Below are 18,105 nucleotides of genomic sequence, written 5' to 3' on the forward strand. Positions count from 1 at the left end.
TCCTTAAGTCTATTATGCAATTTCCTTACTTGTTAGCTGATGCAGTAATACCTAAATTCAATAAAGGGGGAAAAGGATGAGTATGAAAAAATATGTTATGGCTTTGGATCAGGGAACTACGAGTTCAAGAGCGATCCTGTTTGATGCAGATGGTGCAATTGTTAAAGTCGCACAAAAAGAGTTTACGCAGTTCTATCCAAAAGCAGGATGGGTCGAGCACGATCCGATGGAAATCTGGGGATCACAGTCAGGTGTAGCGCGCGAGGTTTTGGAAACGGCCGGCGCGAAACCGGAAGAAGTTGCTGCCATTGGCATCACCAATCAGCGTGAAACAACGGTGGTTTGGGACAAGGCAACGGGCAAACCCGTTTATAATGCCATTGTATGGCAATGCCGTCGAACCGCAGATATTTGCAGCAAGCTTAAAGCTGACGGCAAAGATACGTACATTAGAGAAGCGACAGGACTCGTCGTCGACGCTTATTTTTCAGGAACGAAAATCAAATGGATTCTCGATAACGTCGAAGGTGCTCGTGAAAAAGCTGAAAAAGGTGAATTGCTCTTTGGTAACATCGATACATGGCTCATCTGGAACTTGACGCGCGGTAAAGTACATGTGACAGATTATTCAAATGCATCCAGAACGATGCTGTACAATATTGGAGAGCTCAAGTGGGACGAAAAAATACTGGAAATGCTGAACATACCAAAGGCGATGCTGCCGGAAGTCAAACCTTCTTCTGAAGTTTATGGTTATACAGATCCTAAAACATTCGGCGGTGCTGAAATACCAATTGCCGGCGCAGCTGGCGATCAACAGGCAGCACTGTTTGGTCAGTCTTGCTTTAAACCGGGGATGGCAAAAAATACTTATGGTACGGGCTGCTTTATGCTTATGAATACCGGCAAAAAAATGATGAAATCCGAAAATGGCCTCTTAACGACAATTGCATGGGGTATTGACGGGGAAGTTCATTATGCGCTGGAAGGTTCAATTTTTATAGCCGGTGCCGCTATTCAGTGGCTGCGCGACGAACTTAAAATTATTTCTGATGCAGCGGATAGTGAATACTTTGCATCTAAAGTTGATGATACAAACGGCGTTTACCTTGTGCCGGCATTTGCAGGACTCGGTGCACCATACTGGGATATGTATGCACGCGGAACCATGGTGGGATTGACGCGTGGTGCCAATAAAAATCACATTATTCGTGCAACGCTTGAATCATTAGCATACCAAACAAGAGATGTACTGGATGCAATGCAGGAAGATTCAGGTCTTAAACTCAGCAAACTGCAAGTCGATGGCGGTGCAACGGCTAATAACTTCCTAATGCAGTTCCAGTCTGATATTTTGGGAACAGAAGTTGTCAGACCGACGGTTACAGAAACAACAGCACTTGGTGCAGCTTATTTAGCGGGGCTCGCAGTGGGCTTTTGGCCTAGCAAAGAAGTCATTACTGAGAATTTTGCAGTGGATCGCCTGTTCACACCGGAATTGTCCGAAGACATGAGAGCATCCAAGTACGAAGGCTGGAAACGTGCAGTGGATCGCGCGATGAAATGGGAGTCATAATCCCGTTTAGAGCATTTGTCGCTTTACGCGTGAAAAATCTTGTGTTATAATCAAGACATAAATGAATAGACGGCAAGAGTATGAGAGCCAATATAGATAAGCATAGGAGTATGTTTGTTTGTGTTGGCTTTTTTTATTGAATAAAATAAGCAGTTTTCTCGTTCATATTTTTTTCGATGGTTTAGTCGCGAAAAAATGAAGTCACAGATCTTATTGGAGGGATTGGGATGTTTGATGTAACGATTATCGGTGCTGGTGTAATTGGCGCGTCAGTTGCAAGCTATTTGAGCAAGTATCAACTGAGTGTTGTTGTACTGGAACGCGAAAATGATGTAGCGTGCGGCACGTCAAAGGCAAATACGGGATTGGTTCATGCTGGCTACGATACACATGCCGGAACGGTAAAGGCCGCAATGAACGTACGCGGCAATCAGATGTACGAAGCAGAATCAGAACGGCTCAAATTTCCGTTTCGAAAGATTGGATCACTTGTTGTCGCACTGAATGATGAAGAATACGAAGTTGTGGAATCACTTTTTGAAAATGGGAAAATTCTAGGGATAGAAGGGTTAGAAATCCTAGACGGCAATGCGGTTAAAGCGATGGAACCATCCATTACAGCAGAACCAGTGGGTGCACTCTATGCGCCATCTGCCGGCATTACAGAGCCTTGGGAAGTGACGATGGCCTATATGGAACACGCGATGGACAACGGCGTTGCGCTTAAACTCAATTATACCGTTTCGCAGATCCAAAAGACATCAGACGGTTTTCTAATCAACGACGAAATTGAGACCAAGCTGATTGTCAACTGCGCCGGTGTCCACGCAGATGATCTCTATGGTATGGTAACGGAGACGCCTGAATTTAAAATCATCCCCCGAAGAGGTCAGTACTACTTGTTGGATAAAGAAACTGAGGGATTTGTCAATCATACGATTTTCCCAACGCCGACTAAAATGGGCAAGGGCATTGTCGTCGCACCGACGATTGACGGCAATATACTCGTTGGACCGGATTCAGAAGATCTGCCGCAATCCATGAAAGAAGCGACGGAAACGACGCGGGAAAACCTAATGGCACTTAAAGAAAATGCAGCACATATGTGCGGTAATATTCCTTTCCATTTGAATATTACAAATTTTTCCGGCATGCGCGCAGAGCCGGATACGGGCGATTTCATTATTGAAATGTCTAAGGTAGATGGTTTTGTCAATGTCGCCGGTATTAAATCGCCGGGACTGTCTTCAGCGCCGGCCATTGCCGAGCGCGTCGAAGGCATTGTCAAACAGGCTTTTGTCTCTTTGATGCCAAATGAGGACTATGTTGATACCCGTAGAGAACGTATTAAATTTAATCATCTGGACGAAGCAGCCCAAGCGGCGTTAATGCGTAAAGATCCCCGCTATGGTCGAATTATCTGCCGGTGTGAAATGATTACCGAAGGTGAAATTGTCGATGCGATTCATCGCAATTGCGGCGGCAGAACGCTAAATGGCATTAAACGCAGGGTTAGACCCGGTGCAGGCAGATGTCAGGGCGGTTTTTGCGGACCGCGCGTGATGGAAATTCTATCGCGTGAACTCGATTTGCCGCTGACGGCAATTGTTCAGGAAGGCAAAGATGCGTATATTCTCACAAAAGAAACCAAAGTGGAGGAGGAGGCGTAATGAGTGCATATGATTTAGTGGTAATCGGCGGCGGACCGGCAGGTCTTGCGGCGGCGGTAGAAGCGTATGACAATGGTGTTGAAAGTATTCTCATCATCGAGCGTGACCGCGAACTCGGCGGCATTCTCATGCAGTGTATTCACAATGGTTTTGGTCTGCATCATTTTAAGGAAGAATTGACGGGGCCAGCCTATGCAGAGCGGTTTATTAATATGCTTAAAGCAAAGGGCATTGACTATAAAATTGATACAATGGTGGCAGAAATGACAAAAGACAAGCGCATTAAGACCATGAGTGCAACAGATGGCATCACATGGGTTCAAGCAAAAGCTATCATATTAGCCATGGGGTGCCGTGAGCGAACAAGGGGTGCGATTAGTATTCCGGGTTCAAGACCGGCCGGTGTTTTTACAGCGGGCACAGCACAGCGCTATATTAACATGGAAGGTTACATGGTTGGTGAACGCGTTTTCATACTGGGTTCAGGCGATATTGGATTGATTATGGCAAGGCGCATGACACTGGAAGGTGCCAAGGTATTAGGTGTAGCAGAGATTATGCCGCATTCTAACGGTTTGACGCGAAATATTGTACAGTGCCTCGATGACTTTGAAATACCGCTTTATCTGAGCCACACTATTGTAGAGATTAGAGGCAAGGATCGCCTATCGGGCATTACCATCGCCCAAGTAGATGAAAAAATGCAGCCAATCGAAGGGACAGAAAAAGTAATTGAATGTGATACACTGCTTCTATCAGTAGGGCTGATCCCTGAGAATGAAATATCAAGGGCGCTTGGTGTTGTCATAGATCCTCGCACGAAGGGGCCTCTTGTGAATCAATACATGGAAACGAGCCTTGAGGGTGTATTTGCCTGCGGCAATGTTGTTCACGTTCATGATCTCGTGGATTACGTCACAGAAGAGAGTATTCGTGCCGGCAGAAATGCAGCTGCTTTTATTAAGGGGCGTCAGTTTAAAGCAGTCGAAACTTATACGATGACGGCACCCGGAGAAGGCATTGGTTATATTGTGCCGCAGGAAATCTGTGAACAAAGTACAGATGATACGGTGACGCTGTTGTTCAGAGTTAAGAAGACCTATAAAAATGCACGTATCAATGTGTTGGGCGATGGTGAAAAAATAAAGTCAATAAAGAAACTGCATTTAGCACCGAGTGAAATGGAACGTGTTGACTTGAAACTTGAAAAGGCCTATCAGCAGCTAACCGTAGAAGTGGAGGCGTAAAATGAAACAAATGATTTGCATCGTCTGTCCAAAAGGCTGCCATCTGACGGTGACACCATCGGGAGACACCTTCAAAGTCAGTGGCAATGAATGCCCAAGGGGTGAAAAATACGCAATTGAGGAAATGACTTGTCCTAAGCGAATGGTGCCGTCAACTGTGCGCATCGAAGGCGGTTTACTGCATCGTCTGCCGGTCATTACGGATCAGCCTATTGAAAAAAAATATATAGGCGATCTTATGAAGGCGCTGAATGGTGTGACGGTGAAAGCACCAATACAACAAGGGGAGATTATCCTCGAAAATATTTTCGATACAAAGGTCAACATCGTTGCGTCGAGATCGATGATGTAAAACCTTTGCATAGAGCCGGCCTATATAACCCTCACTAATATATGCCGGCTCTTTTTATGGCTTTGATTGTATTGATAGATTGGCAATTGTTTGAAAGTAGCTATAAGGCATATAAAAGGGTGCGTGTAACACGGTGACAAAGCCGCTGATGAATACGTTTGGCATGCGTGTGATGTGATGTGTTTTTAATAAAGGGTATCCTTTTATTAGATGGCATGATTCTGGGTTTGAGATCAGTGGACGTGTGATTAATCGCCGCGACAGTAGAAAGTGATTACTTGTGACAACGTTGAAGGGTTAAATGTTGTGATGAAAATCGCATTATGTTATAATAATTGGGAGAAGAAAGGAGGAACATACGTAAAATTGCATACAAGCGCCAGAACTGATGTAGATCAGTTGACGAGGGCGGGGTTAATCGAAGTTTTCGGCGGGTGCCCCGCGGTGTAATCGACACCGTCAGATATCGGACAAACCACGAGAGTGATCACGTGAACAAACCCGATAGGTCGATTCATGCTATAAGTGCGTCTAAAAACAGACACCAGAAGATAGGTGTTTTTTTTATTTTTTGAAATCGATTGAAAGGAAAGCATGCATCATTGAAAGTTTCTGATAAATTGTCTAAATTTATCTCGATAGGCAAATAAGGAAACTTGAGTGATGCAATTTTCTAAAAGATTAGGGCGGACACCCCAAGCAAATAGAATCAAAGCACGTTTGAAGTGATCAATGAGGCAAGATCAACATTAAAGACTAAAGATAAATCAATACTGAAAAAAGCTGGCCATTAATAAAGCTGCCAGTCTAATAAGGAGAAAATAATATGTGCGGTATCGTAGGTTATATAGGAGAACAAAAAGCAATTCCATTTCTAATAGAAGGCCTGTCAAAACTTGAATACAGAGGTTATGATTCCGCTGGAATCGCGATTAATGTCAACCATGAACTTCAAGTATTTAAAAAGAAAGGTCGATTAAAAAATTTAGAAGATCAATTGGACTTTTCGCTTGAGACCGTGGTTGGAATCGGTCACACCAGATGGGCGACGCACGGTGCGCCATCAGACGAAAATGCGCATCCCCATTACAATATGGAAAAGACCATAGCGGTTATTCACAATGGGATTATTGAGAACTATATGGAAATCAAGGAATGGCTCATTGAGTCTTACGGCATTGCATTTGCTTCAGAAACGGATACTGAGGTAATTGTCCACCTGATCGATCATTACTATGAAGGCGATTTGCTGGAAGCGGTTAAAAAGGCAGTCGACCGTATGGAAGGCGCCTATGCGATTGGCGTTATTGCCAAGGATGAGCCAGATCGTTTGGTCGCTGTTAGAAAAGACAGTCCGTTGATCGTAGGACTGGGTGAGAACGAGAACTTTATCGCATCAGATATTCCGGCATTGCTTAAGTACACGCGAAAGATGCTGCTCATTGAAAACGATGAAATCGTTGACCTCCACAAAGATAATGTCACCATTTATGATGACCTTGGCCAAGTGGTCAAACGAGATATTTTTGAAGTGACGTGGGATATTGACGCGGCAGAAAAAGAAGGCTACGAACACTTTACCCTAAAAGAAATTTATGAACAGCCAAAAGGCGTTAAAGATACGGTAACGAGACGGATTGATGCATCCGGTGATCTTAAGCTGGAAGGGCTGCAAATAACGAAGGAAGATTTAGCGGCGATTAATCGTATTTACATCGTTGCCTGCGGAACAGCTTATCATGCAGGGCTCGTAGGCAGACGTGCGATTGAAAAATTCGCGGGTATTCCAGTTGAATGTGATGTTGCCTCTGAGTTTCGCTATCGCGATCCGTTTATTGATGCGCATACGCTCTTCATTGCCGTATCACAGTCCGGAGAAACATTGGATACGCTGCAATCTATAAGAGAGGCAAAGCGTAAAGGTGCTAGAGTTCTCAGTATTGTCAATGTCGTCGGCAGTTCTGTATCGCGTGAATCTGATGACGTCTTCTATACTTGGGCAGGGCCTGAAATCGGCGTGGCGTCGACAAAAGCCTATACGACGCAGTTAACGGCGTTCTATCTCATTGCGTTGTATTTTGCGAAATTGAATGGGTATACAACTGATTCATATCGCCATGAAATTTTAAAGGAACTGCTCAAAATGCCGACGATGATCCAAAGTGTACTCGATAAGACCGAAGACATCCAGAAGCTGGCCGCAGCACAGTTTAACAATGAAAAAGTATTTTTTATGGGCCGCGGCGTTGATTGTGATCTCGCCTTTGAGGGTTCACTGAAGTTAAAAGAAATTTCGTATATCAATTCATTTGCCATTGCGGCAGGTGAGCTGAAACACGGTACGATTGCCTTAATTGAAGAAGGTACCTTCGTCATTGCCGTTGCGACGCAAGATAGGCTGTACGATAAAATGCTTTCAAACATTAAGGAAGTCAAAGCGCGCGGTGCACATGTCTTTGCCATTGCACAGGAAGGCAATACGGAAATTCAGAAGACAGCAGACGAGGTCTTCTATATTCCAAAGACCATGGACGAACTGGCTGCGATTACAGCGATTATCCCACTCCAGCTCTTTGCTTATTATGTATCGCTTGCCAGAGGCAATGATGTCGACAAACCGAGAAATTTGGCGAAATCGGTGACAGTTGAGTAGTTTGAGCATTTAAATGACTATTAAAATGACCATTATAAATGGCCGCGTCAGTCAATAATACCTGATGCGGCCATTCGTCATTGTAAAAACACTATAAGCTTTGTTTGAGAATAAAACCTGCCAGCAGTGATCTTAATACATCAGGTTTTTCAAAGATGGCGACGTGACCGCAATCGGGCAGCAGAGCGAATTCAGCCCCCTTGATTTTATCAGCGAGAATGCGGGAAAAAGCCGGGCGTTTGAGCAAATCTTCTTCACCGCAGATAATAAGTGATGGGCAGCCGATCTGAGATAGTTCATCTGTGAAATCGGCATCTTTTAAAAATGTATCATAAAGTATTTTCTGTCCAGTGAAGTAGTCTTTAGGAACTTTATTCAGCGCTTTGGCACGTTCTTCAAGCATGGATTTATTCTCTTTGATAAAAGTGGGACCATAGATACTAGGCAGCATGCCCCAAAAAAATTTTTCGCCATCATCTAAATCACATAACATTGACCAGCTGTCGAGAAAAGTCTTCATAACGGCGTCAATTTCTGAGACAGAGTCAATAATGGCAATGGATTCTGTCATTTCAGGGTATTGAATGGCAAACTTCATGGCGATTTCACCGCCGTACGACGTGCCGATAATATGTACTTTTTGAACGTCTAGGTATTGAAGAAGTGCATAAGCTTCTTCACAATGAGATTGAAAGGTATAGGGGCCTTCGGGTTTGTCTGATTTTAATTGACCCTTAAAATCGTGCAGAATAATCCGGTAGCCTAGTTTTTCAAAGATTGGCCATAATGCATCCCAACTGCTGGTAGAAGCCATGACGCCATTAAAAAAAGCAATGGTTCGATCAGACGAGGTATCCCCTTTAACTTCATAATAGAGTGAAAGATTTTCATTTTTAAAAATTGACATATTTTCCTCCTTGATTCCATTCTTAACTTTATAGATTGCAATTACGATGCCAAAACAACCGCATCGTACCCGTTATTAAATGAGGTTATTGCATGACTATAAAAAGAACCATCATCATGATAACATCGGATTGGTGTCATATTAATGAACACAGTGTACAAAAATAGAACACAAGAAAGACGGTTGAATGCGCCTTTGAATCAAAGCTGGTTATTGTTATAATGAAATATACGATGATTCATGATGCTAGCGACAGTAATAGAGTGTCGCTAGCCAAAAGCTAATGAAAACATTTAAATAGGAGAAAACGGAGGGCAACATGCAGAAAGCATTAGAAACGCCTTACTATGCTGTGATTTTTACATCGCAGCGGACGGACGGCGATCAGGGTTATGGTGAGGCCGCAGACAATGTGGTGTCCATTGTTTCTAAATTTGAAGGATTTTTAGGCGCTGAAAGTGTAAGGGATTCGAATGGCCTCGGCATAACGATTTCCTATTGGGAATCCATGGCACATATCGACAAATGGCGACAGAATGCCGTGCACAGTTCTGCAAAGTCTATGGGCAGGGAAACTTGGTACAGCAGCTATCGTATTCGCATTTGTGAAGTGAAATATGAAAACAGTTTTCAGCATCCCGAACATCAATAAGAGGGTGTGAGTTAAGGGGGAAATGCGGCTTATGAGCAGTGTGCAGAAGCAATTAAATTTGACGTGTCATGCACAAAGTCAACATCCAAATAATAGGATTGAAATAAATCTAGCGGGTGATTCATTTTTTTATGAAGATGAGTGGGTAAGCCTTCATCGCGAAGGAAGCGCGGAAACGATTTTTGGAATTGTGAGACATAATCCCAACTGTGGGCCTGATGAAATAAGGACAGAAGATTTCTTATTGTCACTTTTTATTAATCGTCCAATAGAATCAGTTGGTGATTACCGTATAAATGGTGATCCCATGACGATTGTACTTTCAAAGCTAGCATCTTTTTCACTGTCATTAGGCAAACGTAAACAAATGGGCCTTTCAGCGGGAAAGGCATTGATGCTAAGTGAACCAGTCATTGCTAAAATGAAAGCTGATGGCATTGAGCGGGTAAGGGTTTTTCATGAGATGACAGGTGCGACGATTGATTATGCACTGTCAAATTGTATTTCAGGCTGTATGGAGGAACAAGCGTTTCTTATTAATTATTATGAACGGGAACTGCTTTGCTTAAGAGAACCAATGTTTATAAAGAAGTCGTTTTGGCAAGCAATGCCGGAAACAGTACGTGAAGGACTCGCATCATATTACGCGGAAGATGGCAATTATGCTGTGCTGCAAAAGGAGCCCAACCATAATCAGTGGCAAACGATTAGAAATTATTTAAGAGAAGCTGGTTACTATCAGCTATCTTTTCTCCCCATACAAAAGGGTCAAAAAAAGAGTATCAAAAATTGGTTTAAAGCCTTGTATATGTCATTTTTCAAACGGATCATCGGAACGAAAACTATTCAGCTGTCGGTAATCAGGCCGCTGCCAATTGATGAAACGGCATTCGTATGCCGCTTATCACAGTCGTCTTTTGATATGTTGGGCATTGAACCGGGGGAAAAAGTTATCATATCTTACGGAAAAAAACAGGTATCGTTAAGGGCGCATTTATTGAGTGATGTAACGACGATGAATAAGGTTAACGTGGCGTTGACAGAAGACAGAATGGCTTATGTTATCGGACTGCCAAGTCATATTAGAAGGATGCTCCAAATTGGTGATCTCAATGCAGTTATTGATATTGAACGCGATGCAAGCTATTTGTTTTGGAAAAAATCGCATTTGCAAATATTGCCGCTCATTGGACTGCTCATCTCAATTATTACGATAACGGTTGAGACGGCAATGCGTGTAGTACTGTTTTGTATCTTGGGAATTATCAGTATTTACGTTATGATGTCAGAAGAACGTTCTAAAATCATTTAAAGGAGGAAACCGATGCAAGCTATGTCGCTCAAATTAAAGTTAATGTCTGAACCCCTTTCCGTTTGCCGGCTAGATACTAACAGTGAACTGCCGGTTTGGGCTTTAAAGGATCCTTTTTTTTCGATAACAAAGACAGCGGACGAGTTGTCAGTAGTATGCAGCCAAAGTTCCGTGCCGGAAGGTATTCTATGTGAGACAGACTGGTGTTCTTTAAAAGTAATGGGGCCATTAGATTTTTCACTCATCGGTATTCTTTCGAAAATCAGTGATGTATTAGCAAAAGCTTCCATTAGTATTTTTGCAGTTTCAACTTATGATACGGATTATATTATGCTTAAAGCCACAAATTTAGAGGCTGCTGTTGCAGCGTTATCCCATGACGGCATATTGGTTGAGGTATGATTAAGTGTGTTGTTTTGCCTAGTTTTTACGAAATGAGATGTCGATAAAGAGAAAAAAGCGACAGAAAGATTATTTCTATTTTGGGTATCACAGCATTCTGAATTTTCTAAATCAAAATAAGTGAAAGAGTTTAATAAGTAAAGCTGAATCGGTTGGCGACGAAAAACTAAAATGCTACAATACGAATAGTAGGTTTTACTGTACGTATAAAAAGGATGGCTATATGTTAAAAGTAGTATACACGTTACTCGTCGCAGCAATTGGCGGTATTATTGGACTGAAATTAAAAGTTCCTGCTGGCACGTTAATTGGGTCAATGATTGCAGTAGGTCTTTTCAATATTGCAACTGGTCAGGGTACGGTTCCCGTTAATTTGAAAATTGGCGCGCAAATTGTTATTGGCGGTATTATTGGTCTCAACTTTACAATGGATATGATCAGACAATTAAGGCTGATGATTGTCCCAGCACTTATTCTCATTATAGGCCTTACAACCTTTTGTCTTGCCTTAGCATTTATTATTCATAAAACGACGGGAATGGATTTAATGACAGCGCTGTTTAGCTGTTCGCCTGGAGGATTGGCAGATATGTCAATTTTGTCGGAAGCCTATGGCGCGGAAACGGCAAAAGTTGTTGTAATGCATGCTTTGCGGCTGATGACAGTCGTAATGATTTTTCCGGTGATCTTTGGTTTTCTGGCACGGCGGTGATGATGGCGTAATAGCGGTGGCGTAAAAAGATGCAGGTCGCACGTTATCAAGTATGTATTGACGCGTTGCAATGCATGAACACAGTAGATTAAAAACCCTATCTTCAAAAGTATTGAAAATAGGGTTTCTTTCATTTTTTGTATTTGACTATCATTTTGTATTTGATAATGAAACGGGCATCACTTGTCATTCTTAAATCAACATCATTATGGACAATATTACGACAGTGATCCAATTGTTGTCTGAGCAGGTGCATTATAATTAATCAGACATCCGGCCAATAAAATGGCGCGTTCATCATCTGTAAGTCCTTTAATTTCAAGGGTAATGGCGTGCTGTTCAAAATGCCCGCTGTTGCTTTTACTCAAGACAACGGCGTCAAACTGCTCATTGGCATTCAATATCCCTTTTTTAACGTCTTTTATAAAAACGTAATCATCGCGTTTAAAGGCATAGCTTTCACCTTCTGGAAAAGTGAATGGCAACATGCCCCAATTGATGAGGTTGCTTCGATAGCGCTTCGTCGCATAATCATTGACGATGTTTGCGAGACCGCCAAGGACTTTTTGACAAGATGCCGCTTGTTCACGTGCTGAGCCATCACCGGGTTTGACAGCAAAGATGGTACTGCCAAAAAGAGTATTCTGCAATAAGTTATCACAAGATGCTTTATCTGGGCATAAGGATTTGAAGATTGTATAAAGTTCATTTTCAGGATCCAGTTCGTCCAGCGTGTTTGCAGAAATCACTAATTTTGCAAGTTCATGTGCTGCTTTTGCGCGATTTACATACCCGGGGTCTTTTCTCGATAGGGTAAATTCAGCAAGTTTTAATGGATTTGAACGATATGAAGAGGTTTCCCCTGAAGGAATGAGCTCGTCAGTCGTGGTCACTGGGTCATTGATAACAGAGGCCATTTTTAAGAGTAAATGCGGTTTAAGTGAAGGCATTTCAGGCCAGTCTGCGATATTGGGACCATATTTTAATGTTTCATCAGGGTTAGCTTTGCCAAATCCAAAGTATACACGATGATTGTAGACTTCTTCATTGAAAGTATATTTGGGCGCTTCGTTGGCAAACCTCATTGCGGTTGCGGATGTTAAAATGCCGCCATTTGCAGAAGTTGCTGCAATAGATCTTGCGTCCATCAATGCGACAGAGGCAATTTGCCCTGAGCCGGGTTTTGAGCCTTCTCGGCTTGGAAAGTTGCGCGTCGTGTGACGGATGCTTAACCCATTGTTGGCAGGCACATCACCTGCACCAAAACAAGGTCCGCAAAAAGCTGTTTTTACCTCTGCACCGGCGGCCATGAGATTGGTAATGGCGCCATGGTGGATGAGATCCATAAAGACAGGTTGACTGGAAGGGTAGACACTTAATTTAAAGTAATCATTGCCAATGGACTTTTGTTTCAAAATTTCTGATGCAAGATAGACATTTTCGAAAGTGCCGCCTGCACAGCCAGCGATAACACCTTGGTTGACCATAATTTTACCATCGATAATCTTATCGGTTAATTTAAAGTGAACATTGGGATTTTCAAGTTGCGCTTTGCTCTCTTTTTCTACTTTTCCCAAAATGTCATAAGGATTGGCGATGAGCTCGTCAAGGGTATAAACGTTGCTTGGATGGAAAGGTAGTGCAATCATCGGAACGATCTTGTTGAGATCAATATGCACCAGGCCATCATAATAAGCGATATCGCCAGGCGTAAGTGCTGCATAAGATTCAGTGCGATGATGTGCAGCATAATAATCTTTGACTTTATCATCGGTCATCCATATAGAACTGAGGCATGTGGTTTCAGTTGTCATGACGTCAATGCCGTTTCGGAAGTCAATGGTTAACTTTTCAATGCCGGGGCCGATGAATTCTAAAACTTTGTTTTTAACAAAACCACTGGTAAAAACTTTGCCAATTAGCGCCAATGCAACATCTTGTGGACCGACACCCGGTGAAACCTCGCCTTCGAGATAAACGGCAATAATCTCAGGCATGCTGATATCATATGTTTTTGAAAGAAGCTGTTTAACGAGTTCCGGGCCACCTTCGCCAATGGCCATTGTACCAAGGGCCCCATAGCGCGTGTGGCTGTCAGAGCCCAAAATCATTTTACCGCAGCCGGCCATCATTTCGCGCATATATTGGTGAATGACAGCTTGATGTGCAGGCACGTAAATACCGCCGTATTTTTTTGCAGCAGAAAGCCCGAAGACGTGATCGTCTTCGTTGATGGTACCGCCAACTGCACAAAGACTATTGTGGCAGTTAGTCAGCACATAAGGCATGGGAAATGACGTTAGTCCACTGGCCTTTGCAGTTTGAACAATGCCAACATAAGTGATATCATGTGATGCCATTGAATCAAATTTTATTTGAAGCTGCTGCGTGTTATCGGAAGTATTGTGTGCCTGCAAAATGCCATAAGCGATTGTGTTTTTTTTTAGTTGTTTTAAGTCAGCCTCAGATTCAAGTGCCATAGGCTCGAGTCCTTGATTGGTGAGAAATAGATTGAGGGCATCCGGAGAGGACACTTGCGGCGCATCTAAAATTGTCTGTCCCTTAAAGACAAAAGTACCATTTGAGTCTAATTTAATCATTTGAGCCTCCCTAATATTTCAATATCGTAATAATTAACTATTATACAGGAAGCTGAGAATGTATACAAGAGAAAATGTATACAATTACACAAAAATACAATCTTGCTAATAGACGTCGGTTGCCTAATGTTAAGTATTTTACAGAAAGTGTTGGGAGAATGTGCTAGAATGATTAAAAATAGAGAAGTGCTCTGAGAGATGAAAAGAGATTACATAAGGGCGCGCCAAAATGATGGAAAAAATGAAGGGGAAAAGGGATGCAAATGTGCATCCCTTTTCTGTTGTAAATAAGAAGATTTGAGCTTTAAGCGTTTTTGCGGATGGTTTAACCGCGAAAATGTGATGGCGAAAATCGGTTGGCGGCATTGAGCCAATGCCACGAATCTTATTGAAATAAGAAGATTTGAGCTTTAAGCGTTTTTGCGGATGATTTAACCGCGAAAATGTGATGGCGAAAATCGGCTGCACTACTATTGTGGATCTTGGAATGCTCGAATGATGTAGATAAGACCTTTAGCATGTCGCGTTTCGAAAATGTGTGCAAAGATTTCAACCGGCACGATGTCGCCGCCGTGTTTTAAAAAGATAGATGTAAAGTGGAGACTTTTGTTTTCGTGAATAAGGCTTTGACGAACCAGCTGAGCCTCTGTTTGATACTCTATATCTGCGAGCACCATCTTTTGTTTGATCATTTCATCTAGTGAATAATCCAGTAGTTCACAAACGTACTTATTACAGTTAAGAATTCGATGCGTATTGTTCTCAGGCCTTGCTTTCATAATTAGAATGCCGAGTTTCATGTTTTCGAAAGCTTGACTCAGACAGTAGTCAGAGCCAACCATGTAATTAAGACTCTCAATATCCGAATGGACGGAAATGATTTCAAGCAGTGCATAGCGCACGTCATTGCTTTCAAAGCGATGTGCAAAGAATTCAACAAAACAAAGCGTTGTTTCGAGCTCCATTGGCAAGATGCAATGCCGGTATTCACCGTTGAAGGCATATTGATTTAAGATATTGGAAAGTCCAGGCAGTAGTCGAAATACTTCTGGCAATGATGCATCGTGATAGTCGAGGAATTTTAAAAATGATTTTGAAGCAAAGATAGTCTTTTCATCATCAATCGCTACAATGGCATAGCCGAATTTCGATTGTTCAAAAGCATCGTATATAAGGTTATATTCGTTGAAGCGCATTGGAATGTGTGTATGTGTGTTGAGTTTGCTTCGAATGGCATTGTAGACAGAACCTTTTGTTAAGTCATAGCAGTTGAGCCATTCAGGTGGAATGCGCTGTGCCGCCAGATAAAGGATTTCGAGCTCGCAGTTTAATGCCTCAGAAAGCTTTGACAGTAGTTCATCGCTTAAGTTGATCTCTTCTGCGTTTTCAATTTTGCTGATATAAGAATGACTGACGCCGAGAAGTGCCGCGAGTTCTCGCTGGCTGAATTTGCCTTGCCGCAATTCTTTTATGAGCGTACCGAGCATGGTTCACTTCCTTCATTATATAATGCACGTCATCGTGGTGGACAGATGGGACGTGTGCTGTGTTAGAACACTCGGTGACGTCTTTCTATACATTATATCAAACTATTGGTGGATTGCTTTATGTAAACGAAAATTTACAATGAAAAACCGAAAAATACAAATGGTTTTCAGTTGCAGCAGTCACGATATCGTTTAAGCGGTGAAGATGATGAAGTGAGAATGTCTTGATGAATCCCATCGAATAAATATATGAGAAATTATAGCTCGAATGGTTGTGGTAAGATGAAGCATTTTGTATAATTGAGAGGGCGAACACAAAATGTGAACAAAATCATAACATTGAACAACTGTACACAAAACGTGTCCGACGGTGTGCCAGTTGATGGAGGGAAAAATGAATATTCTTAAAAGGCGCTTATCGGCAAAGCTTGTCTCGCTGACGGTGAGCTTAGTGCTCGTAATTGTAGCAACTGTGAGCATTATTAGTTATTTTAGTGCAGCCACTGCGATTGAAAACGAAGTTGAAGAAAAGCTAATCGCTCAAATTGATAGCTTGGTGACACTGCTGGAAAAGGATCAGCGTAATGTCGAATCAATGTTGCAGGTACTGGGAACTTTTCCGGTGATTGAAAATCTTGATCTTACATATAATGATTCATTGAATGAAGCTGGTGCATATTTAAGCAATTACTTAGAAGCCAATCAAACGTTGATTGAAACGCTCTTTATCGCATCGAAAGATGGGATCGTACGTGTTGATGCTTCTGGGGGGCAAAGTGTTGGCGTGAGCATTGCAGATAGAGAATACTACAAGAAAGCCCTTGAAGGCAGGGCAACGTGGTCGGAAATATTATCATCAAAGTTAACGGGAAAACCGATACGTGCCTATATTTATCCTATATATGATACCAATGGTCGTATGACGGCACTTTTAGGCGCTTCTGTTAAATTGGATTCGATGACCAATTTAGTTGATAGTGTGAAGATAGGCGAGTCCGGCTATGCTTATCTTGTCGACAGCAATGGGCTGATTATTGCACATCCAATTGCTGATTATGTGATGAATAAGACGATTTATGACTTTGGAATACCTGAATTAACAGCGGCGGCGCCAGATATGCTCATGGGCAACGCAAACCGCGTATCCTATACTTATGACGGCATATCAAAGTTGGATATCTACCGAGGGTTTGATACCTTTGCCGTGAATGTGAATGCTGTGAAATCGGAATACCTTGCCCCTGTAGCGACGATGCAAAAACGTATTATTTTATCAGGTGTTGTCATGTTTATCATTGGCGGTCTCTTTTCGTATATTATTTCGCGCTATATTACAAAGCGAATTAATCATGTCAACGATAAGATGGCGCTAATCGGCAATGGTGATTTAACCATTGAACTAAGTTATGACAAAGACGGTGATGAACTTCACCAGATTGCGGCCTCGCTAATGCAAATGACGGAAGCGTTTCGTAAGCTTGTGACGGAAATTATTTATTCAACGGAAATTGTATCTACTTCAAGTCAGCAATTGGCGGCTTCGGCAGAAGAGGGCGGGAAATCTGCCACCGATGTAACGGCTTCAATTCAGCAGATTTCTTGTGGCTCTGATCAACAGGCAGGCGATATCCAACAGACACAGCAGCAAGTTGATCATATGAAATCGACGTTAAATATTGCAAGTGATGATAGTATTAAGATGAGTGATGAGGCAAATCGTGTCCAGAAAGTAGCAGAAGACAGTCATTCATCCATGCAGATGACCATTGAAAAAATGGCAACGATTAAAGAGAGCAGTCAAATGACGAATCAAGTTATTAACAATCTCAATGCCCAGTCAGATCAGATAAATGAGATAACGGCGATGATTTCTGCAATTGCAGATCAAACCAATTTGTTAGCTTTAAATGCTGCAATTGAGGCAGCTAGAGCAGGTGAAGCCGGTAGAGGATTTGCTGTTGTTGCAGAGGAAATTCGGAAACTCGCAACGGATTCTCAAAGTTCTGCCAATGGTATAACGGCATTAATTAATGATATTCAAGCTGAAATTTCTGAAGCAAATCGTTTTACAGAGCGTGAACGGATGGCAATTAATGAAGGAGAACATGCGATCCAAGAAGCTGGTAAAGCTTTCGAAGAGATTATTGATAATATTAGACAAACGGCTAAGGGAACGCTGAAACTGCAAAATGAAATCGCCACAGCAGATCAATTGGGCGATGATGTGAAAAGTTCCGTGGATCGCATTACGGAAGTCATGCTTGAATCCGGTCACTTTATTCAAGAAGTCTCAGCATCTACCGAGGAACAAAATGCAGTCTCAGAAGAGATTGCAGCGTCATCAGAACATCTTGCTGAAATTGCACAGAAACTGCTTGAAGAGGTAAGTCGCTTTAGCGTGTAGTCGTGAAGCTTTGAATCAAAAGAAAAATAATTAGAAATAATCACGCCATTTGCCGCTATAAGTCGTCAGATGGCGTGATATGATTTTTGAGAGGATATCATTGTATTTTGGCATGTGTTTAGCCATCTGTT

The 18,105-nt window shown here is 42.2% G+C and carries 13 protein-coding genes; 10 read left to right on the forward strand and 3 right to left on the reverse strand.

The genetic code is table 11. From position 1 onward, the window contains the following. The first annotated feature begins 82 nt into the window (after window positions 1–82). The 5 genes from glpK to glmS all read left to right on the forward strand — a co-directional run bounded on the left by glpK (window position 83) and on the right by glmS (window position 7,498). Window positions 83–1,576 carry a glycerol kinase GlpK gene (gene glpK / locus KHM83_RS05040; RefSeq protein WP_213235928.1) on the forward strand — a complete coding sequence of 498 codons (1,494 nt, stop codon included), beginning with the start codon at window positions 83–85 and terminating at the stop codon, window positions 1,574–1,576. 227 nt (window positions 1,577–1,803) lie between these two features. Further along, the gene (locus KHM83_RS05045; RefSeq protein WP_213235819.1) at window positions 1,804–3,246 is read left to right on the forward strand and encodes an NAD(P)/FAD-dependent oxidoreductase; all 1,443 of its coding nucleotides are present in this window, start codon (window positions 1,804–1,806) and stop codon (window positions 3,244–3,246) included. Beyond that, the gene (locus KHM83_RS05050) at window positions 3,246–4,493 is read left to right on the forward strand and encodes an NAD(P)/FAD-dependent oxidoreductase (protein ID WP_213235820.1); all 1,248 of its coding nucleotides are present in this window, start codon (window positions 3,246–3,248) and stop codon (window positions 4,491–4,493) included. Before KHM83_RS05045 ends, KHM83_RS05050 begins: the two co-directional genes overlap by 1 nt. A 1-nt stretch (window position 4,494) precedes the next feature. Further along, complete coding sequence (locus KHM83_RS05055; protein WP_213235821.1) at window positions 4,495–4,845, forward strand: DUF1667 domain-containing protein; 351 nt, start codon at window positions 4,495–4,497, stop codon at window positions 4,843–4,845. A gap of 826 nt (window positions 4,846–5,671) precedes the next feature. After that, complete coding sequence (gene glmS / locus KHM83_RS05060) at window positions 5,672–7,498, forward strand: glutamine--fructose-6-phosphate transaminase (isomerizing) (protein WP_213235822.1); 1,827 nt, start codon at window positions 5,672–5,674, stop codon at window positions 7,496–7,498. A gap of 91 nt (window positions 7,499–7,589) precedes the next feature. Here glmS and KHM83_RS05065 read toward each other — a convergent pair whose 3' ends face one another. After that, window positions 7,590–8,405 (reverse strand): alpha/beta fold hydrolase, encoded by an 816-nt coding sequence (locus KHM83_RS05065; RefSeq protein ID WP_213235823.1) that lies wholly within the window; start codon window positions 8,403–8,405, stop codon window positions 7,590–7,592. 319 nt (window positions 8,406–8,724) lie between these two features. On the opposite strand from KHM83_RS05065, the gene KHM83_RS05070 reads away from it, so the two are divergent. The 4 genes from KHM83_RS05070 (at window position 8,725) to KHM83_RS05085 (ending at window position 11,483) form a co-directional block, all read left to right on the forward strand. After that, window positions 8,725–9,057: an antibiotic biosynthesis monooxygenase family protein gene (locus KHM83_RS05070; protein WP_213235824.1), complete on the forward strand. Its 333-nt coding sequence runs from the start codon at window positions 8,725–8,727 to the stop codon at window positions 9,055–9,057. Between the two features lie 31 nt (window positions 9,058–9,088). Next, window positions 9,089–10,369, forward strand: coding sequence for a hypothetical protein (locus KHM83_RS05075; protein ID WP_213235825.1), 1,281 nt, complete (start codon window positions 9,089–9,091; stop codon window positions 10,367–10,369). A gap of 12 nt (window positions 10,370–10,381) precedes the next feature. Beyond that, window positions 10,382–10,771, forward strand: coding sequence for an ACT domain-containing protein (locus tag KHM83_RS05080; protein ID WP_213235826.1), 390 nt, complete (start codon window positions 10,382–10,384; stop codon window positions 10,769–10,771). Window positions 10,772–10,994: 223 nt separating this feature from the next. Next, window positions 10,995–11,483: an AbrB family transcriptional regulator gene (locus tag KHM83_RS05085; RefSeq protein ID WP_213235827.1), complete on the forward strand. Its 489-nt coding sequence runs from the start codon at window positions 10,995–10,997 to the stop codon at window positions 11,481–11,483. Window positions 11,484–11,701: 218 nt separating this feature from the next. Here KHM83_RS05085 and KHM83_RS05090 read toward each other — a convergent pair whose 3' ends face one another. Together KHM83_RS05090 and KHM83_RS05095 are read right to left on the reverse strand one after the other, a co-directional pair. Next, a complete protein-coding gene (locus KHM83_RS05090; RefSeq protein ID WP_213235828.1) occupies window positions 11,702–14,083 on the reverse strand; it encodes a hydratase in 2,382 nt (793 codons plus the stop codon). 470 nt (window positions 14,084–14,553) lie between these two features. Next, a complete protein-coding gene (locus KHM83_RS05095) occupies window positions 14,554–15,570 on the reverse strand; it encodes a helix-turn-helix domain-containing protein (protein ID WP_213235829.1) in 1,017 nt (338 codons plus the stop codon). Window positions 15,571–15,964: 394 nt separating this feature from the next. On the opposite strand from KHM83_RS05095, the gene KHM83_RS05100 reads away from it, so the two are divergent. Next, window positions 15,965–17,974, forward strand: coding sequence for a methyl-accepting chemotaxis protein (locus KHM83_RS05100; protein WP_213235830.1), 2,010 nt, complete (start codon window positions 15,965–15,967; stop codon window positions 17,972–17,974). Window positions 17,975–18,105: the final 131 nt, after the last annotated feature.

The organism is Fusibacter paucivorans, from assembly GCF_018390735.1.
Lineage (GTDB): Bacteria > Bacillota > Clostridia > Peptostreptococcales > Acidaminobacteraceae > Fusibacter > Fusibacter paucivorans.